This window comes from Candidatus Coatesbacteria bacterium (assembly GCA_014728225.1).
In the GTDB taxonomy this organism is placed as follows: domain Bacteria; phylum RBG-13-66-14; class RBG-13-66-14; order RBG-13-66-14; family RBG-13-66-14; genus WJLX01.
This window is the reverse complement of record WJLX01000101.1, coordinates 1-22,931: the sequence shown is the minus strand read 5'-3', so window position 1 is coordinate 22,931 and position 22,931 is coordinate 1. Positions and strand designations below refer to the sequence as shown.

At 65.7% G+C, this 22,931-nt stretch carries 21 protein-coding genes and 2 tRNA genes; 12 read left to right on the top strand and 11 right to left on the bottom strand.

Annotation, left to right across the window (positions count from 1 at the left end; translation table 11 throughout):
- The first annotated feature begins 193 nt into the window (after nt 1-193).
- The 5 genes from cheB (at nt 194) to GF399_07065 (ending at nt 3,915) form a co-directional block, all read left to right on the top strand.
- A complete protein-coding gene (cheB, locus tag GF399_07085) occupies nt 194-1,336 on the top strand; it encodes a chemotaxis-specific protein-glutamate methyltransferase CheB (GenBank protein ID MBD3400078.1) in 1,143 nt (380 codons plus the stop codon).
- A gap of 7 nt (nt 1,337-1,343) precedes the next feature.
- A complete protein-coding gene (locus GF399_07080; GenBank protein MBD3400077.1) occupies nt 1,344-1,721 on the top strand; it encodes a hypothetical protein in 378 nt (125 codons plus the stop codon).
- On the top strand, nt 1,714-2,115 hold the full coding sequence (locus GF399_07075; protein MBD3400076.1) for a hypothetical protein: 402 nt from the start codon (nt 1,714-1,716) through the stop codon (nt 2,113-2,115). The genes GF399_07080 and GF399_07075 overlap by 8 nt, the downstream gene beginning before the upstream one ends.
- A gap of 154 nt (nt 2,116-2,269) precedes the next feature.
- On the top strand, nt 2,270-3,199 hold the full coding sequence (locus tag GF399_07070; protein MBD3400075.1) for a hypothetical protein: 930 nt from the start codon (nt 2,270-2,272) through the stop codon (nt 3,197-3,199).
- Nucleotides 3,196-3,915 (top strand): rhomboid family intramembrane serine protease, encoded by a 720-nt coding sequence (locus GF399_07065; GenBank protein MBD3400074.1) that lies wholly within the window; start codon nt 3,196-3,198, stop codon nt 3,913-3,915. Before GF399_07070 ends, GF399_07065 begins: the two co-directional genes overlap by 4 nt.
- Before the next feature lie 656 nt (nt 3,916-4,571).
- On the opposite strand, the gene GF399_07060 is transcribed toward GF399_07065, so the two are convergent.
- From GF399_07060 to GF399_07030, 7 genes are all read right to left on the bottom strand, one after another.
- Nucleotides 4,572-5,354 (bottom strand): 50S ribosomal protein L9, encoded by a 783-nt coding sequence (locus tag GF399_07060; GenBank protein MBD3400073.1) that lies wholly within the window; start codon nt 5,352-5,354, stop codon nt 4,572-4,574.
- A 102-nt stretch (nt 5,355-5,456) separates the two neighbouring features.
- Nucleotides 5,457-5,711, bottom strand: coding sequence for a 30S ribosomal protein S18 (gene rpsR, locus GF399_07055; protein ID MBD3400072.1), 255 nt, complete (start codon nt 5,709-5,711; stop codon nt 5,457-5,459).
- Nucleotides 5,712-5,723: 12 nt separating this feature from the next.
- Nucleotides 5,724-6,182 carry a single-stranded DNA-binding protein gene (gene ssb, locus GF399_07050; protein MBD3400071.1) on the bottom strand — a complete coding sequence of 153 codons (459 nt, stop codon included), beginning with the start codon at nt 6,180-6,182 and terminating at the stop codon, nt 5,724-5,726.
- A 28-nt stretch (nt 6,183-6,210) separates the two neighbouring features.
- On the bottom strand, nt 6,211-6,558 hold the full coding sequence (rpsF, locus tag GF399_07045) for a 30S ribosomal protein S6 (GenBank protein MBD3400070.1): 348 nt from the start codon (nt 6,556-6,558) through the stop codon (nt 6,211-6,213).
- 110 nt (nt 6,559-6,668) lie between these two features.
- On the bottom strand, nt 6,669-8,738 hold the full coding sequence (locus tag GF399_07040) for a sodium-translocating pyrophosphatase (GenBank protein ID MBD3400069.1): 2,070 nt from the start codon (nt 8,736-8,738) through the stop codon (nt 6,669-6,671).
- Nucleotides 8,739-9,064: 326 nt separating this feature from the next.
- A complete protein-coding gene (locus tag GF399_07035; protein ID MBD3400068.1) occupies nt 9,065-9,649 on the bottom strand; it encodes an aminoacyl-tRNA hydrolase in 585 nt (194 codons plus the stop codon).
- 3 nt (nt 9,650-9,652) lie between these two features.
- The gene (locus tag GF399_07030; GenBank protein ID MBD3400067.1) at nt 9,653-10,336 is read right to left on the bottom strand and encodes a 50S ribosomal protein L25; all 684 of its coding nucleotides are present in this window, start codon (nt 10,334-10,336) and stop codon (nt 9,653-9,655) included.
- Between the two features lie 211 nt (nt 10,337-10,547).
- Here GF399_07030 and GF399_07025 point away from each other — a divergent pair.
- The 6 genes from GF399_07025 to GF399_07000 all read left to right on the top strand — a co-directional run bounded on the left by GF399_07025 (nt 10,548) and on the right by GF399_07000 (nt 16,875).
- Nucleotides 10,548-10,624 (top strand) — tRNA-Ile (locus GF399_07025).
- A gap of 398 nt (nt 10,625-11,022) precedes the next feature.
- Nucleotides 11,023-11,505 (top strand): hypothetical protein, encoded by a 483-nt coding sequence (locus GF399_07020; protein ID MBD3400066.1) that lies wholly within the window; start codon nt 11,023-11,025, stop codon nt 11,503-11,505.
- Nucleotides 11,496-11,572 (top strand) — tRNA-Val (locus GF399_07015). Before GF399_07020 ends, GF399_07015 begins: the two co-directional genes overlap by 10 nt.
- 557 nt (nt 11,573-12,129) lie before the next feature.
- Nucleotides 12,130-13,464 carry a DUF1015 family protein gene (locus GF399_07010; GenBank protein ID MBD3400065.1) on the top strand — a complete coding sequence of 445 codons (1,335 nt, stop codon included), beginning with the start codon at nt 12,130-12,132 and terminating at the stop codon, nt 13,462-13,464.
- 680 nt (nt 13,465-14,144) lie between these two features.
- A complete protein-coding gene (gene rlmN, locus GF399_07005) occupies nt 14,145-15,200 on the top strand; it encodes a 23S rRNA (adenine(2503)-C(2))-methyltransferase RlmN (protein MBD3400064.1) in 1,056 nt (351 codons plus the stop codon).
- A 127-nt stretch (nt 15,201-15,327) separates the two neighbouring features.
- Entirely contained in the window at nt 15,328-16,875 is a 1,548-nt protein-coding gene (locus GF399_07000; GenBank protein ID MBD3400063.1) for an FAD-dependent oxidoreductase, read from the top strand.
- A 162-nt stretch (nt 16,876-17,037) separates the two neighbouring features.
- On the opposite strand, the gene GF399_06995 is transcribed toward GF399_07000, so the two are convergent.
- The 4 genes from GF399_06995 to GF399_06980 form a co-directional block, all read right to left on the bottom strand.
- Nucleotides 17,038-18,549, bottom strand: a complete 1,512-nt coding sequence (locus tag GF399_06995) for a hypothetical protein (GenBank protein ID MBD3400062.1) — start codon at nt 18,547-18,549, stop codon at nt 17,038-17,040.
- Nucleotides 18,549-19,199: a hypothetical protein gene (locus GF399_06990; GenBank protein ID MBD3400061.1), complete on the bottom strand. Its 651-nt coding sequence runs from the start codon at nt 19,197-19,199 to the stop codon at nt 18,549-18,551. Before GF399_06990 ends, GF399_06995 begins: the two co-directional genes overlap by 1 nt.
- Before the next feature lie 277 nt (nt 19,200-19,476).
- Nucleotides 19,477-20,247, bottom strand: a complete 771-nt coding sequence (locus GF399_06985) for a hypothetical protein (protein MBD3400060.1) — start codon at nt 20,245-20,247, stop codon at nt 19,477-19,479.
- A gap of 36 nt (nt 20,248-20,283) precedes the next feature.
- Nucleotides 20,284-21,948, bottom strand: a complete 1,665-nt coding sequence (locus GF399_06980; protein MBD3400059.1) for a formate--tetrahydrofolate ligase — start codon at nt 21,946-21,948, stop codon at nt 20,284-20,286.
- Between the two features lie 397 nt (nt 21,949-22,345).
- On the opposite strand from GF399_06980, the gene GF399_06975 reads away from it, so the two are divergent.
- Nucleotides 22,346-22,555, top strand: a complete 210-nt coding sequence (locus GF399_06975) for a cold shock domain protein CspD (protein ID MBD3400058.1) — start codon at nt 22,346-22,348, stop codon at nt 22,553-22,555.
- Nucleotides 22,556-22,931: the final 376 nt, after the last annotated feature.

The following is a 22,931-nucleotide window of genomic DNA, read 5'->3' as shown; positions in this document are numbered from 1 at the left end:
GAGACCTTTGAAAAACGACCGCCGGGAAGACCGCCCCGCCGCCACGCGAACCCCAACGCCGGAACCGGCACGGTTTTTGCAGCCCCGCCGCGCTCCGGACGGCCGCAGGCGCCAAACTCCGCAAAAACCGTGCCGGTTCCGGCCATGCAGGGCCGCGAAAGCGCCGTAAACGTTTTTCAAAGGTCTCGCCGAGGTGAACTCCGCAACGAACCCCAAGCGCGTCCGCGTCCTGGTGGTCGACGACTCCAACTTCGTCCGGCGCACCCTGGCCGACCTGCTGGACGCCGATCCCCGGCTCGAGGTCGTCGGTTTCGCCGCCGACGGTGCGCAGGCCCTGACCAGGGTCAACGAGCTGCGGCCCGACGTCGTGACCATGGACGTGGTCATGCCGCGCATGGACGGCATCGAGGCCGTTCGACGGCTGATGAACACCAATCCGGTGCCCGTGGTGATGGTCTCCTCCTACACCAAACAGGGCGCCGCCTACACCGTCGAGGCGTTAAGCCTGGGGGCCATCGACTGCGTACTAAAACCCTCGCGCAGCGTTTCCCTGGACCTGCACCTGATCGCCGAGGAGCTGATCGCCAAGGTTCTGCTGGCCTCGCGCATCCGCCCGGTGCGCTTCGCCCCCCTGGAACGGCGGGAAACTGGCGAACGTGCGGCAGAAAAAACCACCCCGGAACCGTCACCGACGACGGCCGTAGCGCCCCGCGCCGCCGCGCCGACCAAACGACGTCAACCGCCGCCCCGGGACGACGTCGACCCCCCGGTGCGCTTCATCGCCGTCGGCGCCTCGACGGGGGGACCGGCCCTGCTGCGTAGACTGCTGGCCGCCCTGCCGGCGGACTATCCCGTTCCCGTGGCCGTAGTCCAGCACATTACCCCGTCGTTCTACGAGGAGCTGCTGCGGATCTTCCAGCGCGTCTGCGCCCTCGAGGTTCGAAGGCCCGTCGACGGCGAGCGGGTGATCCCGGGCCGGATCTACCTGGCCGCCCCGCGCTCCCACCTGCAGGTCGACGACAAGGGACGCTTCCGCCTGTTGACCGCCGATCCCGTCGCCGGGCACATCCCCTCGGCCACGGTGCTGCTGGAAAGCGTCGCCCGGGCCTACGGAGCCGGAGCCGCCGGGGTGATCCTCAGCGGCATGGGTGCCGACGGCGCCGCCGGGATGCGTGAGCTGGAGCGTGCCGGCGGAACCACCTACGTCCAGGACCGCCTGAGTTCCGTCGTCTGGGGCATGCCCTCCGCCGTGCTCGAGGCCGGTGTCCGGGCCGCGACCGTCTCCGCCTTCGAGCTGGGCGCCTTATTCCTGCAACTGGCCGGCCGTCAACCCTGAGGTAGCGATGGACCTGCTGTTGTTCGAGATCGAAGAGCTGGCCTACGCCGTAGCGGTGGCTGAGCTGGCCCGCATCGAGGATAACCCGGGCAAGGGCGGGCCCCGCTTCGGCCCCTGGCAGCGCGAGCTGGGCCGGCGGGGCAAGCGTCGGCCCAAGGCGACCTTCGACAAACTGTTGCGCCTGCGCGGCGGCGTTGCTGAGGTCGTGCTCTACATCGACGAGCTGGGCGACATCGTCGCCGCCGCGCCCGAGGAACTGAGCCCCTTCCCGACCCAGGCCAGCCGGGCGCCAACGGCCTATTTCCGTGGCGTCGTCGAGATCCACGGCCGACCACGCATCGTCTTGAACCCGGCGGCCTTCGACTCCGAGGAGGGTGATGCTTGACGGGCCACGACTGCGGTTGCTGGTCTTTCCCCTGGCGGGCAAGCGCTGGGCGGTCAGCCTGGTCGGCGTGGGCGAGATCCTGCGCGCCCCCCGACTGCACCCCGCGCCCAACCCGCCGGAGCGTTGCGCCGGACTGACGCTGCACGACGGCCGGGCCCTGGCGGCCCTGGTCCTCGAAGGACCCGTCGAGGCCGACTACCCCTACGGCGTCGTCGTCGAGAACCGCAACGGCGCCGTGGTGCTGCTGGCCGAGGAGGCCGGTGAGCTGACGACCATTGACGCCGAGGGACTCGAACCGCACGACGACGGAGTGATCCGGGGAGCGCTGCAGGACGCCGCGAGTCGGGTACTCCTCCTCGACCACCGCCGTTTGATTCGCCGGGGACTGGACTGAAAATCCGACTGGAAGCCGAAACAGCAAAGACACGGCCGGGAGCCGTGTCTTTGCGTCTCTTTGTTTGTAGGCTCCGCCGCAGCCGGACTCTTGTTACCGTCCCCGACCTCTGGTAAACTCGGTCGCAATGAAAAACAACGTCTCCAGTTTTACGTTGCTCCCGTTAGCCGTCGCCCTCAGCCTCGCCGCGGCCTGCGACAGTGACGATGTCTGGGAGTTCGTCGAACTCCCGACGAGCGCCGAGTTGCGCTGTCTGGTCCTCGACGACGACGGCCGACTCCTCGTGGGCACCCTGGGCGACGGCCTGTGGCGCGACGGGGATGACGGCTGGAACCGCGTTTCGGGCAGCGAAGACCTCAACATCCACCGTTTGCTGACCCACGAAGGTATCCTCTACGCCGCCACGGACGCCGGTTTATGGACGCTGGAGCCCGGCGGCCGACTCGACCACACCGCCTTCGACGAGCCGTTGTGGTCCCTGGCCGCGGACACAGACGGCCTCCTGGTCGGCGGAGTGGGGATGGTCCACCGCCTCACCGCCCCCGGAGTCCTCGCGGCGCTGCCCGCCGGTCTGCCGGATCACGCCGTCACCGCCGTGGCCGCCGTCGACGATGTGATCTACGCCGGGACCCTGGGCGACGGGCTCTGGCGCCTGGAGGGAGAAAGCTGGCAAGGGGTTGCGGGCTCCAGGGAAACCCCCCTCGAGGCCGAGCGGATCACCCTGCTCGACTACGACCCCGCGGCCGAGACCCTCTACCTGGGCTCGATGTACCACGGCCTCTACCGCTCCGCAGACGGCGGCGGATCGTTCACCAAGGAACGCGGCCGGGGACCGGAGTACAACTACATCACCGCCCTGGTCCGCGACGAAGGCCGCCTGCTGATCTCCACCGCCGGTATCCGTGCCGCCGGAGTCTACAGCAGCCCCGGCGAGCTGCTCAACTGGCGACCCGTCGCCGGTTCCCCGAAAACACTCCGCGAGCTGACCGCCGACGACGCGGGTCGGCTGTGGGCCGTCGCCGACGACGGCCTGTACCGCGGCCCGACGATCGCCGCCGCCATAACCGGTGAGGAACAGCCTTGATCCCGCTCAAGGATGACATCGAGCATCGCAGCTTCCCCTACGTCAACACGGCGATCATCGCCCTCAACGTCGGGCTGTTCCTGCTGGAACTGTTCATGGGTGACAAGCTGCGCGGCATCTTCCTGCAGAACGCCTTCGTCCCCGCCGACTACACCATCCACCTCTCCCTGCGCGGCATCCGCATCGCCCGGCTGTTCTACGCCCCCTTCCTGTCGATGTTTCTCCACGGCGGGTTCATCCATATCGCCGGCAACATGCTCTTCCTCTGGGTCTTCGGCGACAACGTCGAGGACCGGCTGGGTCATCTGCGCTACCTGGTCTTCTATCTGCTGTGCGGCCTGGCGGCGACCTTCATCCAGTTCATCTTCGCCCCCACCAGCGCCAGCCCGGTCATCGGCGCCTCGGGGGCCATCGCCGGGGTGCTGGGGGCCTATCTGGTGCTGTTCCCCAAGGCGCGGATCCTGACCCTGGTGCCCATCGTGATCATCTTCTGGGCCGTGCGCCTGCCGGCTTTCCTGGTGCTGCCCTTCTGGTTCATCGTCCAGCTCTTCAACGGCTGGACGGCCATCGTGGCCGACTTCTCCGGCGGGGTGGCCTGGTTCGCCCACATCGGCGGCTTCCTCGCCGGGGCGGCCTACCTGTGGTTCAACCGCAAACGCTTCCGGCCCATCGAGGAGCATCCCGAGCACATCGTGGTCTACGGGGACAACGATTAACCCTTCCCCGCCCCCGGCCCGTCACGCTTCTTGCATTCGCGCCGGACGCCGGCGTCCGGCGCGGCAAGAACCGCGCCGGGCCTCGTCATAGGCGTGTTTCACGGTTGCTGAGCTCACGAACCGATCGGCTCATCGTGTCGGGCGGGCCCCCGCTGCGCGGCGCCGGCGGTGAATTGCGGCCCGGGTCGGAGGTGCTGAACGGCAAGGGTTGTCGGGCGGTGGTTGGATAGGCGGGCAACGGCCCGGCGGGTTGCTTACCTGCTCATCCAGAGCTGCTGGCTCGGTTCTGAGGTGTTCACCGTGGTGCAATGAGCTGCCGGGATATTATGCAAGGTGGCCGCTGGTCGATGCAACTGCAAGATGTAACTGCAAGAGATGCGGCGGGAAATGTCCACATCGCCCAAGACAGGCGAAGCTGTCTCGAGCTGACCTTCATGAGAGCGCTCGTTCATTCCGGTCGAGTGTTCTTGTGGCCCAAGGACCCGGGCAGCCGGCGCGATACGGCATATCGTTACTACAGGCGCGGCAATGATGACAGTTGTCTCGACGACCTGCAGGTTCAACTGCTCGAGTGGTCCGCTCAGGTTAGCTGAGGCCCAATAAAACGACGGACCCCGCGGGGCCCGTCGTCGCTGGCAACCGGACTTCCGGGAAGGCTAGGCCTTCTCGTCTTCTTTGTCTTCGGCAGTGTCTTCGGCAGTGTCTTCGGCAGTGTCTTCGGCAGTGACGTCCCCGGTGGCGGCGTCTTCAGCCGCGACTTCGGTTGCTTCGTCCGGAGCTTCCGGGGTGTCGTCGGAGTCGCCTGCATCCTCGGCGGCCTCGGCCAGGGTTTCCTCGGGTTCCTCGCCGGCGGGAGCCGCGGGGAGTTCCTCGTCGGGCACGGCGGCGCCGACCAGCTCGCGGGCGTGGGCCTTGGCGACGTCGAGGCTCTGGGTGCCGCCGACGAAGAGCTGGGGTGCGGGGGCGTCCTCGGGCAGGCCGACGGCCTCTTCGCCCTCGGGAACGACCCAGAGCTTGATCTGGGGCTCGATGCCCTCCTGGAAGCGGATGGGGACGTGGTAGACGCCGACCTGCTTGATGTGGTCGTCGAGCTTGACCATGGCGCGTTCGATCTTGAGCCCCATGACGGTGTCGAGGAGCTCGACGATCTCGTTCTCGCCGACGGAGCCGTAGAGGCGGCCGGTTTCGCCGGCCTTGGCGGCGACGGTGAAACTCTTGTCGTCGATGCTGTCGGCCAGGGCCTGGTGCTCGTCGCGGCGCGCCTGGAGGCGGCGGCGGCGGGCGGCGTGCTCGGCCTCGATCTGCCGCCGGGCGCCCTTGGTCAGCGGCATGGCGAACTGCTGCGGGATGAGGTAATTGCGGGCGTAACCGGGCTTGACGGTAACGATATCGCCCTGGTTGCCCAGGTTGGGGACGTCCTTGCGCAGGATGACTTCCATGGTGTTCCTTTGGTCAACTCCAACGTTCGACCGCTGGGCGGCCGACGTAGATAATCGCGTCGCGGGGGGCCGACCTCGGCCGGTGGAGGGTACGGCGCCTTCCTAGTGGCGGTAGTACTCGAGACGGAAGGGTACCTGGCCCAGGATACGGGCGCGCTTGATAGCCCGGGCGATCTGGCGCTGATGCTTGGCGCAGGTGCCCGTGGTCCGGCGGGCGCGGATCTTGCCGCGCTCGGTGATGTAACGCCGGATGATCTCCAGGTCCTTGTAGTCGATCTTGTCGATCCCGTCGCGGCAGAACCGGCAGGGCCGGTTGCGCTGGGGTCGTTTCTTCTTGGTTTTCTTCTTCTTGGCCACGTGCTTTGACTCCTAGAAGGGGATATCGTCGTCGGAGAGGGGCTCCATGCCCTCGTCACGACCGGAGGGCTGGGCGCCGCCACGGTCGGAACCGCCGTAGGAGCGTCCGCCGCCTCCGCCGGCACCGCCGGCACCGCCGCCGCGACTGATGAACTGGAAGTTCTCGATAACGACTTTCAGTTTGGAACGGGTTTTACCGGTATCACGGTCTTCCCAGGTATCGTATTGCAGCCGTCCCTCGACGAGCAACGGGTCGCCCTTACGCTTGTATTCGCAGATGATCTCGGCGCTGCGGGCCCAGGCGGTGCAATCGACGAAACAGGTTTCTTCGCGCTTCTCGCCGGAGGAGGTTTTGTAAACCCGGTTGACGGCCAGTCCGATGGAGGCCACGGCCTGTCCCGAAGCGGTGTAACGCAGCTCGGGATCCCGGGTCAGATTGCCCATCAGGATAACCTTGTTAAAACTCGCCATGCTCATAACCTCCCACGCGGAGGGCGCTTCAATCGTCCTCGGGCGCGATGATCAGATGACGCAGGATCTCCTCGTCCAGTTTGAGCTTGTTCCGCAGTTGGTCGATCTGGGCCGGCTCACTGCGGTGACGCACCAGCAGGTAGTGGGCGTCCCGGTTGTGCTTGATCTTGTAGGCCAGCTTCTGGACCCCCTGGTCCTCGATCTCGGCCTCGTCGCCGAAATACCCGCGGAGCTGGTCCTTCTTGTCTTCCACCTGCTGCTCGGAGAGCGAACCCGGCAGCAGAACAGTGGTTTCGTAGTTGCGCATCGCTTCCTCTTGCGAATCGGCAACGGCCGGAGTAGTCCCGAGCAGGATAGCCGCGACCGGATTTGTCATTCTCTATGGTGTTCTCTATGTCGTTCTGGTTGATCGCGGTCGACCCTCGCGGGCAGCGCACGGAAATCGAAGGTTACAATAGGGCGCCCGTCCTTGTAAAGAGCGGTCCGCTACAGGCCGGTGGTATCCAGCAACGGGGCGATGACCAGACTGATGACCGACATCAGCTTGATCAGGATGTTGATCGAGGGACCGACGGTGTCCTTGAGCGGATCGCCGACGGTGTCGCCGACGATGGAGGCCTTGTGGGCGATCGAGCCCTTGCCGCCGAAGTGGCCTTCCTCGATGTACTTCTTGGCGTTGTCCATCGCGCCGCCGGAGTTGGCGGTGAAGACACCCAGCATCAAACCGGTGACGATGGCGCCGATCAGCAGCCCGGCCAGGCACAAGGGACCGACGAAGAAGCCGATCAACACCGGGGCGATGACCGCCATCAGCCCGGGGACGATCATTCCCACCAGGGCGGCCTGCGTCGAGATGTCGACACAGCTTCCCGAGTCGGGCAGCACATCCTCCCGCCCCTCGCGCAGCCCCGGAATCTCGCGGAACTGCCGCCGCACCTCGAAGATGATCCGGTTGGCCGACAGCACCACGGCGCGGAACAGCGTACTGGAGAAGAAGAAGGGCAGCATACCGCCGATCAGGAAACCGGCCAGCAGCTTGGGATCGGAGAGGGAGATGTTATCGATGCCCCCGACGGCGGCGATGTAGGCCGTCAGCAGCCCCAAGGCGGCCAGTGCGGCGCTGCCGATGGCGAAGCCCTTGCCGATGGCGGCGGTGGTGTTGCCGACGGCGTCCAGGTGGTCGGTGATCCGCCGCACCTCGGGATCCAGCTTGCTCATCTCGGCGATGCCGCCGGCGTTGTCGGCGATGGGGCCGTAGGAATCGACGGTGATCACCATCCCGCTGGTCGAGAGCATCCCCACGGCGGCCAGGGCCACGCCGAACATCCCGGCCAGGTGGTTGGAAAAGATCACCGCCGCGGCCAGGATCAGGATCGGCAGAACGATCGAGACCATCCCCACGGCCAGGCCCTCGGTCACCGTCACCGCGGCGTTGGTCTGGCTGGCCTCGGCCAGCTTCTTGACCGGACGGAAGTCGCTCGAGGTGAAGTACTCGCTGGTCAGGGCGATCAGGATGCCGGAGACGATCCCGGCCACCGTGGCCCAGAAGGGCCCCAGTTGACCGTAGACGTGCAGCCCGATCCGGTAGCCCGCCTCGGGCATCAGGTTGCTGACGATCAAATAGACCGCGCCGATCGTCAGCAGCGCAGCGACGTAGGTTCCGCCGGTCAGCGCCAGCCGCGGGTTCTTGCGCCCGATCAGCTTGGTGAAGGTGATCCCCAGGATGCTGCAGATCACCCCGGCGGCGGCGATCAGCAGCGGCAGCATCATCAGCGTACGGTCCGTGGCGCTCAAGGCGATACCCGCCGCCAGGGCCATGCTGGCGATGATGCTCTCGACGTAGCTCTCCAACAGGTCGGCGCCCAGCCCGGCCACATCGCCGACGTTGTCGCCGACGTTGTCGGCGATGACCGCCGGGTTGCGCGGATCGTCCTCCGGGATGTTGGCCTCGACCTTGCCCACCAGGTCGGCGGCCATGTCGGCGCCCTTGGTGAAGATGCCGCCGCCGGCCCGGGCGAACAGGGCCATCAGCGAGGCCCCCATGGCGAAGCCGTTGATCACGCCGGTTTCCTGCTTGAGCAGGGTCGTCGAGACCTCGCCCAGGGAGTAGAGCTCCGGCGCCAACAGGGCGATCACCCCGGCCAGACCCAACAGGGACAAACCGACGACGGACAGGCCCATCACCGCGCCGCCGGAAACCGCCACGCCCAGGGCCGGCTTGATCCCGCTGCGCGCCGCCTGGGTGGTGCGGGTGTTGGCCCGCGTGGCGATCATCATCCCGATCAAACCCGCCAGACCGCTGACCACGGCGCCGAAGAAGAAGCTCAACGCCGTCTTCCAGCCCAGGTTGGTGAAACTCATCCCGCCGGCGATCACCACCAGGATGATGCCCACGGTGATGTACTCGCGACGCAGGAAGGCACCGGCGCCCTCGCGGATCTGCCGCGAGATGCGGATCATCTGCTCGTCGCCCTGGGGCTTGCGCAGGACGCGCCAGGCGAAGAAAACCACCATCGCCAGCGCCACCCCGCCGCCCACCAGCGGCCACGTCAACATCATAATCCTACCTCACTGCTGCAAGCGTTCTCGCTTGTCTGGTGACGTATCCGTCCCCGATAATCCAAGGTGCGACCCCAAAACCAGACGTAACGTCCGCTTCACACACGATCAACGCCGGAGACCTTTGAAAAGCACGACCGGCGACGATCAGCGACTTCGCCGCCGGAACTGGCACGGTTTTTGCGGCGTCGAAGACTGTGAAACGTCTCAGCGGTACGGCAACTGCAAAAACCGTGCCAGTTCCGGCGCGACCGGCGACCCGGCCCCGGGGTCTGGCGAGCGGTTTTCAAAGGTTTCCGGATCGGATAACCGCTATTGGGCGCTCAATCGGTCGGATCGCCGGTGTCCTGATCGGCTTCGGTCTTTTCCAACCGCTGGTTGACTTCGCTCATCGCGCGCTGGTAACCCAGCCGTTCCAACAACAGGCAGGCGGCGGCGGCCCGCTCGATAATCGACGGCAGCTCGTTTTCTTCGGCCGGGGTGAAGGGGCTCAAGACGAAATCGGCCAGGTCGGCGTAGCGCGGCGCGGGGCCGCAACCGATGCGCAACCTGCCAAAACCTTCGCCGATCCGAACAATGATGTCGGTCAGGCCGTTATGCCCGCCGGCGCCCCCCGACGGCTTGAGTCGCAGCTCACCGAAGGACAGATTGACGTCGTCACAGACGACCAGCAACTCTTCTTTGCGGACGTTCTCGGCGCGCAACAGGCACTCCACGGCTTCGCCGGAACGGTTCATATAGGTCTGGGGCTTGGCCAGGGTCAACCGGTTACCCCGCCGGACCTTGCTTTTACAGACCCGTTTCCAGCTTCCGCCGGAGGAAGCCAGGGCGTCGACAACCATGAAGCCCATGTTGTGCCGGGTTTCGCGGTATTGCGCCCCCGGATTGCCCAACCCGACGACCAGCAAGTCCTACTCCTCGGCCTCCACGGCGTCCTCGCCGGCTTCGCCTTCCTCGCCTTCCTCGGCACCCTCTTCGCCCTCTTCGAGCTCTTCGCCCTCTTCCTCTTCTTCGAGGCCCAGGTCCTTGGCGCTGAGTACACGAGGCGGGCGGACGTGGACGATGGTGTCCTCTCCGTCGACGAGGAACTCGACCCCCGCGGGGGGCTCGATTTCATAGACGTGCACCGTATCACCGATCTCCAGCTGGGAGATGTCCACCGGGATCAGGTCCGGCATCTCCAGGGGCAGGCAGCTGATCTCGATCTCGCGGATGACCTGCTCGACGATGCCGCCCTCCTTGACGCCGGGGGCGGTGCCCTCGAGGATCACGGGGATCTTGGTATGGATCGCCTTGTCCATCGAGATACGATAGAAATCGATGTGGTAATACTCCTCGGTCAACGGGTCCTGCTGCAGCGAGGCGATGATCGTCGGGTGCACCTTGCCGTCGACCTCGAGGTCGATGATGAAGTTGTGGGCCTCGTGAGCGTGGATGTTGTGAGTGACGTCGAAATGGCTGATCGCCACCGGGATGCTCTCCTCCAGACCCTGCCCGTAGACGACGGCGGGTATCTTCTCGTCGCGGCGCAGGCGACGGGCCGCGCCCTTGCCGCCGGGTTCGCGCTTGCTGGCGGCCAGTTTGATCCTTTTCATTCTGCGTCCTTCCAAACACCCCGGTCGGGGCGTGACGAGCGTTTGACGGCGAAGCCGCCGCTTGAGCGTTTACAGGGGGCGCATTGTAGCACATCGCGCCGTCGCAGGCAAGCCCCGAACCCCTTGACCTCCACCCCGCCTTCGGCGTATTATACCACCTGCGACGCCGCCCGTCCCCCCGGACGGCCGCCGGCCCACCGCTAGAACCACCGGGCCCATAGCTCAGTTGGTTAGAGCCACCGGCTCATAACCGGTTAGTCCCAGGTTCGAGTCCTGGTGGGCCCACCAAACGGGGGCTGGATATCATGACGGCCCGCCCGACGTCGAAAGCGACCGCAAGACGGGGGCTGGATTGGGGGGCTGGATATCATGACGGCCCGCCCGACGTCGAAAGCGACCCCAAGACGGGAGCTGGATTGGCGGGCTGGATAGCGTGACGGCCCGCCCGACGTCGAAAGCGACCCAAGACGGGGGCTGGATTGGGGGGCTGGATAGCGTGACGGCCCGCCCGACGTCGAAAGCGACCGCAAGACGGGAGCTGGATTGGCGGGCCGTGTCCGCCCAGGCGCCGCTTCTGCGACGAGGGCCGGGCTGCAAGCCGCTCCGGTGCCTGCACCGCCGGCAGACCCCGACGGACCCGGGTGAAGCCGGTCGCCACGGGATAAACAAAGCACAGGGACGCAGCAATGGCCTGGCTCTGGATCATCCTCGCCGTAAGCGGTCTGCTGCTGATAATCTACCTGGCCTTGCGCCTGCTCGGCGGACGCCTGCGCCGCCTGCGCGACGACACCCGGAACACCGTCCTCGCCGAACTAACCGACGAAGACGTTCTGCACCTCGAGCCCACGGCCAACTGTTTTGGTCTGCGCTCCCGCGGACCCGCCCAGAACCGCGGCAACGGCTGCTGGGCCCTGACCCGGATGCGTATCCGCTTCGAGCCCTGGGTCGGCCGGACGTCCCTCGACATCCCCCTCGAACGGATCACCGCCGTACGCTTGAGCTACGGCTTCCTCGGCAAGACCCGGGGTCGACCCCTCCTCGTCGTGTCCTTCAGCACTCCCGGCGGTGATGACGAGGCCGCCTGGTTGACCACCGACCTGGACGCCGCCCTCCAACGCTTGAAGGAGCTGCTACCCGCCGAGGTAACAGCCGGCATCCCGGGCGATTAGCTCAGTTGGTTAGAGCGCCGCTTTCACAGAGCGGAAGCCACTGGTTCGAGTCCAGTATCGCCCACCATCTTTGTTGGTTCCACACAAAACGACGGCCCGCCGGCCGTCGTTTTGCCTTCGACTACGCCGACAGCGCCTCGCCCTCCTTCGTCAGCGCCCGACGATCAGGCTTAAACCCAGCTGCCCAAAGCACCAAACTCGCCGTTTATATAGCATCGGTCAACCTGTTTTCTTCGTAGCTAAGCGTAAGTGCGGGTCGCCGTAGGTTGACTCGCGCAAGGTGGGCCGGGGTCGCCAGTGGGGCCGGTGGTCATTTTGCTGAACGAGCCGTCGGCGTCGATGTCTCGTTGACCCCGCCCGGTGGGGCCGCTGTCGTCAGGACGAACCCATCAAGGACACTCCGATATCAGCCACTGCAGCATCTCGTCTCTCCCGCCAGTTTCAACATGGATGTGTTTCGTCCCACTGTACAGGTGGCCGGTAAACCGTCTACGTCAAGCCAATACCACGACTGCCGGCGGGAGAACGCGCCGTACGCACCCCCCGTATTGACATTCCGCCCCTCGCCGCCTAAGATAGCAGCGCTTTATCCGACCACCACTTACCCTCATTAGGAGACCGAGTATGGCCCAGATCTACCCCTTCCGCGCCTACCGCTACGCCGCCCAGGCCGGCGCGCTCAAGGACCTCGTCACTCAGCCCTACGACAAGATCGACGACGCCCTGCGCGAGGAGTACTTCACCCGCTCGCCCTGGAACATCGCCCACGTGATCAAGTCCGACGAGGGCCCGGCCGACGGCACCAACGAGTACACCGCGGCGGCCCGGCTGTTCGAGCGGATGATCGATGAGGGCATCCTCGAGCGCGACGATGAGCCGGCGATCTACCTCTACGACATCGAGTACCGGGGACCGGAGGGCGAGCGGCGGGTGCGCTCGGGCTTCATCGCCCTGGCCCAGCTCGAGGATTTCTCCAAGGGCAGCGTCAAGCCCCACGAGAACACTCTCGAAGGCCCCAAGGCCGACAGGCTGAACCTGATGCGGGCCACGGGGGCCAACTTCGGCCAGATCTTCATGCTCTACCCCGACGAGAAGAAGGCCACCGACGAGCTGATCAACTGGTTGAAGAAGGGCTGCAACCCCGACTTCGAGGTCGTCGACGACTTCGGTGAGACCCACCGGGTCTGGATCGTCACCGACACCGAGTTCATCGAGAAGCTGCAGGGGATCCTCGAGCCGGTGAACCTGTTCATCGCCGACGGGCACCATCGCTACGAGACGGCGGTCAACTACTGGCGCGAGATGGAGGCCGCCGGCAAGACCGGCGTCCCGCCGCACAGTGTCGACAAACGGATGATGACCTTCGTCAACATGTTCGCCGAGGGGCTGACGGTCTTCGCCACCCACCGGCTGGTGCACTCCCTGCCGGCGGAGAAGATCGACCCGGCCCGGCTGATCGGCGAGCTGGAGAAGGACTTCCAGATCCGGGTCATCGGCGAGATCCAGGGCGGCGAGGACGAGATGCTCGAGCGCCTGGCCCTGGAGTACGAGGAGGGTCACATCGCCTTCGGCCTGGTGATCACCGAGATCGAGGAGGAGTGCTACGTCCTGCGGTTGACCAACGAAGAGGCCCTGGACGAGTTCTTCGGCGACGAGCACTCCGAGGCCTACAAGCATCTGGATTGCGCCGTGCTCCACGGATTGATCCTGGAGAAGGTGCTGGGCGTCGACCAGGAGGCCCTGGCCAAGCAGACCAACGTGACCTACATCCGCGACGCCAAGGAGGCCATCCGGCAGGTTCACGAGGGTCGGATGCAGTTGGCCTTCCTGATGAACCCGACGCGACCCGAGGAGGTCGCCGAAGTGGCCGGCGGCGGCGAGCGCATGCCGCAGAAGTCGACGGATTTCTATCCAAAAATGATCACCGGGTTGACGATAAACCGCTTCGACCACGCGTAAACCGTCAGGAGTCTCTGGAGCGGCGTTCTCGTGGTTGCCTCCTACGGGGAGCGACCGGAGTGAGCGCCGCTCGCGGCACTGATCGCTGTCGTCTTCGAGGGTGTCCGTCGCGATCCGGCCGCGGCACCGCCGCCCCAAGATGAGCACCGGGCTGACGAGCAACCGCTTCGATTTCGCGTGGCTGCTGCGTCGATGGTGGATGGTGTCTGCAGGGGCGAACCGACCGGTCCGCCCCTTGGTCTGTCGGCGTAAGACGGTTCCCCCTCCCCGCTGGGGTAATGATCGGGTTGAGGGGTATGGCTGATGCAATGGCCGCCGCGGGGGGTCGAAAGCCCCGCCCCTGCAGCGACGCGGACCTGATCGTTACGTTGGTGAGACAACGCAGGGGCCGGCGCGAGTTCTTGCGACGCTGGACCCGGTGTGGTCCAGCGTCGCAAGAACCGTGACGGCCCCGGCCGCGGCACCGCCGCCCCAAGATGATCACGGGGCTGACGAGCAACAAGATCGACTTCGAGTAAGATTGCAGTCGTCTATTGGGCGGCGTTCTCGTGGTTGCCTCCTACGGGGAGCGACCGGAGGGAGCGCCGCTCGCGGCGATAATCGTGGTTATTAATAATGGTGTCCGTCGCGCTCCGGCCGCGGCACCGCCGCCCCTGACGCCGGGCGTCCCGTCTGCTATCATGGTCGGCATGGATGACAAACCGGACATCCGCGCCCTGGGGACCGCCGAGCTGACCAAACTGCTGGGCGAATTGGGCGAGCGCGCCTTCCGTGTTCAGCAACTGCGGCGCTGGCTGTGGACGGCCGGGGCGGAGTCCTTCGCCGCGATGCACAACCTCTCCCGGGGCCTGCGGGCCGAGCTGGAGCGACGCTACTCCACCGCCCTGCCCCGGGTGATCGACGAGGCCCGCTCCGCCGACGGCACGCTGAAGCTGCTGCTCGAGTACCCCGACGGGGCGCGCACGGAATGCGTCTCGATGCCCCGGGGCGGCGAAGACGGGACGACCTACCGCACGGCCTGCCTGTCGACGATGTCGGGCTGCCCCCTGGGCTGTGCCTTCTGCGCCACGGCGCAACTCGGGCTGACCCGCAAGCTGGCGGGTCACGAGATCGCCGCCCAGGTCCTGCTGCTGCGTAAACAGGAGGCGGCTGTGCGCAACGTCGTCCTGATGGGTCAGGGCGAGCCCCTGCTCAACTACAGCGCCACGCTGAAGGCCCTGCGGCTGCTGCTGGGCCCCCTCGAGCTGGGCGCCCGGCGGATCACCGTTTCGACGGCGGGGGTCCCGGCGGGGATTCGCCGCCTGGCCGCCGAAGCGCTGAAGGTCAAGCTGGCCGTCAGTCTCAACGCCCCGACGGACGAGCTGCGCGACGAACTGATGCCGATCAACCGCCGCTTCCCCCTGGCTGAGCTACTGGCCGCCTGCCGCGAGTACTACGACGCCACGGACCGGCGGATCACTTTCGAGTACGTCCTGCTCGGCGGAGTCAACGACGGCCCGACCCAGGCCCAGGCGTTGGTAAAAAAGCTCCACGGTATCCCGCACAAGCTCAACCTGATCGTCTACAACCCGGTGCCCGGCCTGCCCTTCGAGCCTCCGCCGGCCGCCGCCGTCGAGCGTTTTCTGGAAATCACCCGCCGGGGGGCCTATGCGGCCAATCTGCGGCGCTCCCAGGGGGCGGATATCGCCGCCGCCTGCGGTCAACTGATGCGCGAAAAAAGCCTCGACGACCCTTGAGTTTTTCCGACTGCGGGACTATTTTTGCATCCGAGCTTAGCGAGCCGCACGAACCGAACGGTTGTTCGGTAGGCGGACACTAATTTCAGTCTTTTTGTCCTAACTTGTTGAAACATCAGCCGAACAGATGTTCGGTCAACCGGGGGAACCACCAGAAATGGCCACCAACAGGGTCCTGATCATCGGCGCCGGGATCGCCGGGTTGTCGGCGGGCTGCTACCTGCGGATGAACGGCTACGACGTCACCATCTTCGAACTGCACGACAAGCCTGGCGGGCTCTGCACCTCCTGGGAGCGCCGGGGCTACACCGTCGACGGCTGTATCCACTGGCTGGTCGGGGCGGCGCCGGGTTCGCCCTTCTACCGCATCTGGCGCGAGCTGGGCGCCCTCCAGGGCCGCGAGATCGTCTTCTACGACGCCTTCGCCCGCTACGAGCTGCCCGACGGCCGGCAAATCAACTTCTACGTCGACCCGGACCGCCTGGCCGCGGAGTTCAAGCGCATCGGCCCCGAGGACGCCGCGCTCATCGACGAGCTGGCCGGCTCGATCCGCAAGATGGCCGCGCTGAAGATGAAGGACGACGACGTGTTGATTCCGCCGGAGCTGCGTGGACCCTTCCGCAAGCTGGGCGGCTTTTTCCGGATGATGCCGGTGATGGGGGCCTTCAAGCCCTTCTATAAAATCAGTCAGGGCGAGTACGCCCGGCGCTTCACCAATCCTCACCTGCGGGCGGCGCTGCGCGACATCTTCCCGCCCGACCTGACCGCCCTCGGCCTGCCGCTGACTCTGGCCGGGATGCACGCCGGCAACACCGGTTATCCCATCGGCGGCTCACTGGACTTCGCCCGGGCCATCGAGCGTCGCTATACCGACCTGGGCGGCGAGATCGCCTACAACAGCCGGGTGAACGAGATCCTCATCGAGAACGACACCGCCGTCGGCCTCAGGCTGGCCGACGGCTCCGAGCAGCGCGGAGATTTTATCGTCGGCGCCGGCGACGCCCATTCCACCTTCTTCGAGCTGCTCAACGACCGCTATGTCAGCGAGGAACAGAAGCGCTACTTCGAGGAGCTGCCGATCTTCGAGCCCCTGGTCTTCGTCGGCCTGGGCGTGCGCGACACCTTCGCCGACATCCCGCCGCTGACCGACGGGATCATCTTCACCCCCAGCCGACCCCTCGTGGTCGCCGGTCGAACCTTCGAACAACTCCACGTCGCGATCGAGAACTTCGACCCCACCCTGGCCCCTCCGGGCGCCGCCAGCGTCAAGACCATGTTCTACTCCAGCTACGACTGGTGGAAGAACAGAGCCGAGGATAAACAGGCCTACCGCGAGGCCAAGGAGGAGGTAGCCCTCGAGGTCGTTCAGCGTCTCGAGGAGCGCTTCCCCGGTATCTCGGGCAAGATCGAGATGACCGACGTGGCCACCCCACTGACCTTCAAGCGCTACACCAACAACTGGCAGGGCTCGATGGAGGGCTGGAAGTTCACCCCCCGGGCGCTGAACATGAAGATGCCCAAGACCCTGGCCGGGCTGAGGAACTTCCGCCTGATCGGCCAGTGGGTCAACCCCGGCGGCGGACTGCCCCCCGCGGCCTCCGACGGCCGCCACCTGGCGATGATCCTCTGCAAGCGCGACGGCAAGACCTTCCGCGCCGAGGAGGCTCCGGAATAAGGATCAACCGTGTGATCGAACGGCGGCCGGGAAGCAACCCGGCCGTGCTTTATTCATTCGCGGCGGCCCGCGGGGCCGCCTGACGTTGTTAACGAATCCCGCCCCAGCGAAGCTGCACGGCCGGGCCGACCGACCCGGCCGTGTACTCGCATTCGGCCCTCCCTACAACCCGGTCAGCGGAACGGGGAAGGGGTACCCGGGCACCGGGCGGTGGGGCATGACGAAGGCCGGCGCCGTGGCCGTCCCACCGTCGAAGGGCTGCAGCACGTAGTTCGCAATGGTGAAGGGGCTCAACTGCCCGGGATCGGAATGCTTCTCCGCCAGATCGCAGCCGTGCCCGCCGGGGATGCCGACGTCGAAAGCCACCAGCCGCAGCCCCTCCACCCGGGTCAAGCCCCAGGCGTACAAATCGCCCTCGACGACGTGATTCGCCCCGGGGGCCAGTTCGGCGGGCGGCTCGACGGGCAGACGGTTGACGGTCACCTCGCCGCTGTCGTCGAACAGCCAGCAACGCAACCCCTTGGCGACATCCAGGGTTCGCGGCTCGACGGCGTGATTGGTGATCGTCAGTCGGACGGTGTAGGCCTCGTCGAAGGGCAGGGCGAAGGCCGGTTGCGAGAGAACCAACTCGACACCACCCACTGGGCCGGTCCGGTAGGGGTAGGGCAGGGGGTCCGGCGGAGGAACATCGTCCAGACTCCCGAAGGCCTTGCGCTCCTCGGGACTGTACTTGGCGTCGAGGTGCCAGCCGGCACGCAGCAACTGCGTCAGGCCCAGATAATCGGGGCCCTGCTCCGCGGCGATCTTGTCCTGACCGGTTTCGGTGCGCCGGCGGACGTATGGACGATAGAAGGCCTCGTCCATCTCCCAACCCGTCAGCTCCCGGGAGAACTCGAGCAGACGGTGGATCTTCCGGCGCTGCTCCTCGGTGTGCATATGGGGCCAGAGCAGATACTCGCCCAGGGCATCGGTGAAGCAGGTGAAGGGCAGGATGGCGTTGCGCCGCCGGGCCATCCGCTGCTCGTTGACCAGGGCTAACTCGGTCAGGGCGTAGCTGATGTTCTCCGGCGAGGGGTAGTCCCGCGTCTTCTCCAGGGCGTTGAGGGCCCAGGTGATCATCTCGGGTTGCTGATACTTGATTTCATGCTCGAGGGACTGCAGGTTGGCGTCCCAGGTCGAGGAGAGCCCGAGGTGGTGTTGATGCCCCTCGGCCAGGCTGCGGCGGTTGAACTCCGGGATGGTGGCGCACTCCTCGGCCAGGGCGAAGAGGGCCTCGTAGGCCGCCCGTTGATGCGGGACGTTGGGGTTGTTCTTGACCTGGGAATCGTAGATCATCCGGTGGGGCTTGACGACGATGGACAGGTCGGTGATGTCCAGGGTCTCGAGATCGACGGGTTCCAGCTCCTCGGCCATCTTCTCGGCGTTCTCGATCTGCTGCTCCATGCCGGCGGTCTGAGCCGTGGCCAACTCGCTCATCACCTGGCCGTACTCGGTCATCAAACCCTGGGACTTCTGCTGGAACTCGGCGGCGTCGCCGCCCTCGGCGGCCAGGGCCTCCATCTTGTCGATGATCCCGTAGGCCCGCTCCAACAGCTCCGGATCGTTGACGTTGCCCGCCTGGGCGTCGATGCCCATCCGCATGCCGTCGATCATCTGCTTGACTGCCGGATCCATCAGTACTCACCCCCAAACTCGTCACGGTTGACACCCTCGAACAGCTCGCTCAGCTTGCGCAGGGCCGCGTCGTCCCAGGGCAACCGGTCACGAACAAAGGGCAGAGTCAGGAGGTCCGGAAAACGCATTCCGGGGGCCCGTTCGCGCAACTCCTTCAGGTTGGCCTCCAGCTTGGTGCGCTGCAGCTCGCCCAGCTTGCTCCCCGGCTCGCCGGCGCTGAGGTTGAGTACGGCCTCCAGACCCTCGTCAACGATGATCTTGAACCGCTCGTCGCGCTCACGCAGGGCGCCCTCCTCCTTGCCCCACTCCTCGGCGATCCCGTCGACGGCGGCGTAGTCCTCGGCACACTCCAGCGCCTTGGCACGGCGTTCCCAGTGCTCGGCCAGCTCCTCCTGGCCCAGTTTGCGGTGGATAGCCGCCTGGTAGAGGGCGCCGTCGACGGCGATGGCCCTCGTCAAGCGAAAGGCCAGCCCGCCCTCCATGAAGGCCTTGTTCATCTCGAGCAGGTCCGGCGTCTCGCGGACCATCTCCAGGGTCTCGGCGTCGATCCGGGCCGCCCGCTCGGCGTGAGGGTCGCGCTTGCGCGCCTCCAGGGTCAAGCGGTAGTATTCGATCGTCTCGGCATGGGCCGAGCCTTCCATCTGCGCCATTCTTCCTCCCTTATCAGTGAGTGTCCGTATTCGGAGTGGATGATTTAACCCGACGTCGTCAGCCGGCTCGACGATCGGCAGCGGCGCGGGAGACCGTTGAAAACCCGACGAGCGGCTCCACGGAGCGGGATCCGCTGGACGCCCGGAACCGGCACGGTTTTTGCGGGGTCGCAACCCGTAACCCGTCCCGGCGGTTCCGGGGCTGCAAAAACCGTGCCGGTTCCGGGCGTCGGGTTCGGGAGATTCGGCGGGGTTGGGTTTTCAACGGTCTCCCGCGCTAGAACTTCTCCCGGGTCAGCTCCTCCTGGGCCCGGGTCAGGCAGGCGCTCCAATCGCGCAGCTCGCTGACGAAGTGCTCGACGAAGCCGAAGTCGGAACGGCCCGTCGCGGTGCCGAACTCGACGGCCACCTCGCTGTCGAGCTCGAAGGCTTCGAGGCGGTTGAGGGCCTCGACGAGGCGTTCGAGCAGGACGGTAAACTCGACGGTCCGCTTGCCCAGCAGGGCCATCAACTGCCGGGCCTTGCCCTGCAGTGGTTCGGAGTTGATGTCCTTGCCGCGTTGGTAGAGGAGAAAGACCTTGTCCATCCGCAACCATTCCCGGGCCAGCGCCAGGGCGTCGGCCTCGACCTCGTCGACGACGTCGTCGAGGTCGGCGGGCAGATCGTCGATCTCACCCAGCCTTTGGCGGATGGTGGCGTAGTGCTCGATGACCAGGGGGAAGGCTTCGCCCACCCGGGCCTTGATCGGCGGATCCCCGACCTCCTCGCAGAACTTCTCCCAGCGTTCCCCGGCCTCCTCGAACAGGGCGCGGATGACGAAGAGGCGGTCGGCGTAGTCGCCCAATACGACGACGAGGAAGATGACGATCCAGGCGGACGCCAGTCCGATGGCGATCCAGAGTGTCTCCAGGAAGATGAAGGACATGTAGCCGCCCATCCAGACGATCATCAGTCCGCTGAAGACGGCGGTGCGGCGTTTTTTCTTCTTCTCGTCACTCCACAGGCGGCGGCGGACCACCCGGCGCATTGCGCTGTTGTATCGGGCCATGGGTCACTCCGGGGAGGCGTCAGGGGCGGGCGCGGTCTAGAACAGACCGCTGATGTTGCCCCGGGAGTCGATGTCCATGTCGTTGGCCGCCGGATGCTTGGACAATCCGGGCATCCGCAGGATGTCGCCGGTCAACGGGATGACGAAGCCGGCGCCGGCGGCGATCTCGATCTCGCGCACCGTGACGACGAAGTCCTTGGGGCGCCCCAGGAGCTTGGGGTTGTCGGAGAGCGAGTTCTGGGTCTTGGCGATACAGACCGGCAGCTTGTCGTAGCCGAATTTCTTGATGTACTTGAGGTCGATACGCGCCTGTTTGGTGTAGTCGACGTGCTCGGCGCCGTAGACTTCGTGGGCGATGGTGAAGATCTTCTTCTTCAACGGCCAGTCCCATTTGTAGAGCGGGCGGAAGAGGTTCTTGCAGTCCTCGGCGTGGTCGACGACGAGCTGGGCCAGCTCGCGCATGCCGTCGCCGCCCTTGGCGAAACCGTCGCCGATCGCCGCGGGGACGTTTTTTTCACGGCAGAAGTCCAGCACGATCTGCAGTTCCTCGTCGGTGTCGTAGGCGAAGCGGTTGAGACAGACCACGGTGGGCAGGCGGAACTTGCCGATGTTCTCGAGATGCTTCTCGAGGTTGGGCAGCCCGGCGGCCACGGCGTCGGGGTTGGGCTCGTCGAGCTCCTTCTTCTTGACGCCGCCGTGCATCTTCAGCGCCCGGCAGGTGGCCACCAGCACGACGATGCTGGGGTAGAAGCCGCCGCCGACGCATTTGATGTCGAAGAATTTCTCCGCGCCCAGATCGAAGCCGAAACCGGCCTCGGTGATCGCCCAGTCGCTGAAGGCCAGGGCCATTCGGGTGGCCAGCACGGAGTTGCAGCCGTGGGCGATGTTGGCGAAGGGTCCGCCGTGGATGAAGGCCGGTCCGCCCTCCAGGGTCTGCACCAGGTTGGGTTTGATGGCGTCCTTGAGCAGCATGGCCATCGCCCCGGAGACGCCGATCTGTTTGGCCAGCACCCGCTCGCGCTTGTAGGTCATACCGATGAACATCTGCTCGATGCGGCCCTTGAGGTCGCCGAAGTCCTGGGCCAGACAGAGGATGGCCATCAGCTCGCTGGCCGCGGTGATGTCGAAGCCCGTCTCCCGGGGTACGCCTTGTTTGCGTCCGCCCAGGCCGATGATGATGTCGCGCAGGGCGCGGTCGTTCATGTCCAGCACCCGGCGGTAGGTCACCGTGCGGGGGTCGATGTCGTCGTGGCGCCGGTGGAGGTAGTTGTCGAGGGACGCCGCCAGCAGGTTGTGCGCCGCGGTGATGGCGTGGAAATCGCCGGTGAAGTGGAGGTTGATGTCCTCCATCGGCAGGACCTGGGAGTAGCCGCCGCCGGCGGCGCCGCCCTTGATGCCGAAGATCGGCCCGAGGGAGGGCTCGCGGATGGCGCAGCAGGCGTTTTTACCCAGCTTGGTCAAACCCTGGGTCAGGCCGATGGTCGTCGTCGTCTTGCCCTCGCCGGCCGGTGTCGGGGTGATCGCCGAGACCAACACCAGGTTGCCGACGCCGCGACGTCGCTTCTCCAGGGTGTCCAGGTGCACTTTGCACTTGTCGTTGCCGTAGAGGTCCAGGTCTTCGGGGGCCAGCCCCAGCTTGTCGGCCACCTCGACGATCGGCAGGGGCCTAGCGCGATGGGCTATCTCGATATCTGCGGGTATCTCGCTCATTAACAACTCCTTACGGGGGGTATTCCCGAATCCGCGGCGCGGGAGGCGGGGTGAAGCTCGAGGTCAACTTATCCGACGTTACCCAGTATAGAAAAAAACGCGCCACATATCAGGGATAATCTCGCTCTATTTTGGCCCGGTTATCCGGTGCCCGGCGGGCTCAAAGCGGGTCGATCCGGGCATCGACGACGAAAAACGTGCTTTTTCCTTGACCTGGCTCGGTCGGGCTGCTAGTATTCCAAGGTTCCCGTGTGGAACATCCCCCTCATCCCCCACATCCTAAGTCCGTGGCGGGAGACGTTTGAGCGGGGATCGCAAGAACGGCATCGCACGGTCACCAAAGACCGAAAACCAAAAACACGCGATGCGCAAGGAAAGGATTTCCAGAATGCGTGGTACCGTCAAGTGGTTCAACGACGCCAAAGGCTACGGTTTCATCCAGCAGCCCGATGGCCCCGATGTGTTCGTCCACTACAGCGCCATCAACGGCACCGGCCGTCGTTCGCTCCTCGAAGGCGAAGAGGTTGAGTTCGAGGTCCAGCAGGGTCCCAAGGGCCTGCAGGCCGCCGACGTAACCCGCCTGTCCGAGCAGCCGTAGAACCACGACAGGTCACATACCGAGAGGGCCGGGTTTTCCCGGCCCTCATTTCATTTGGGATCATCATGTGGGATCATCACAGAAGATGAACATCAGCTGTTGCAGTTGGGGTCTTCCAGCGTCGTGAACGGGTCTGCTGTCCCGCCACCGATCGAGGGGGGCAATGTGGTGGGGAAGAGCGGGTCGCGGGAGCGGCACGCCAACCGTCCCAGGTGCAACAACCGCTATCACTAGAGCTGCGCCGAGGGGCGCATAAGTGAGATAGCCCGTCTGTTCCGGCTCGGCGACCCGACCGTCCGAGCCGCCGCTCGCCGGGCCGCGCTCGACCCGACCAGCTACACCGCTACGCCGACGGCCGGCGGGTCTATAAGAAACT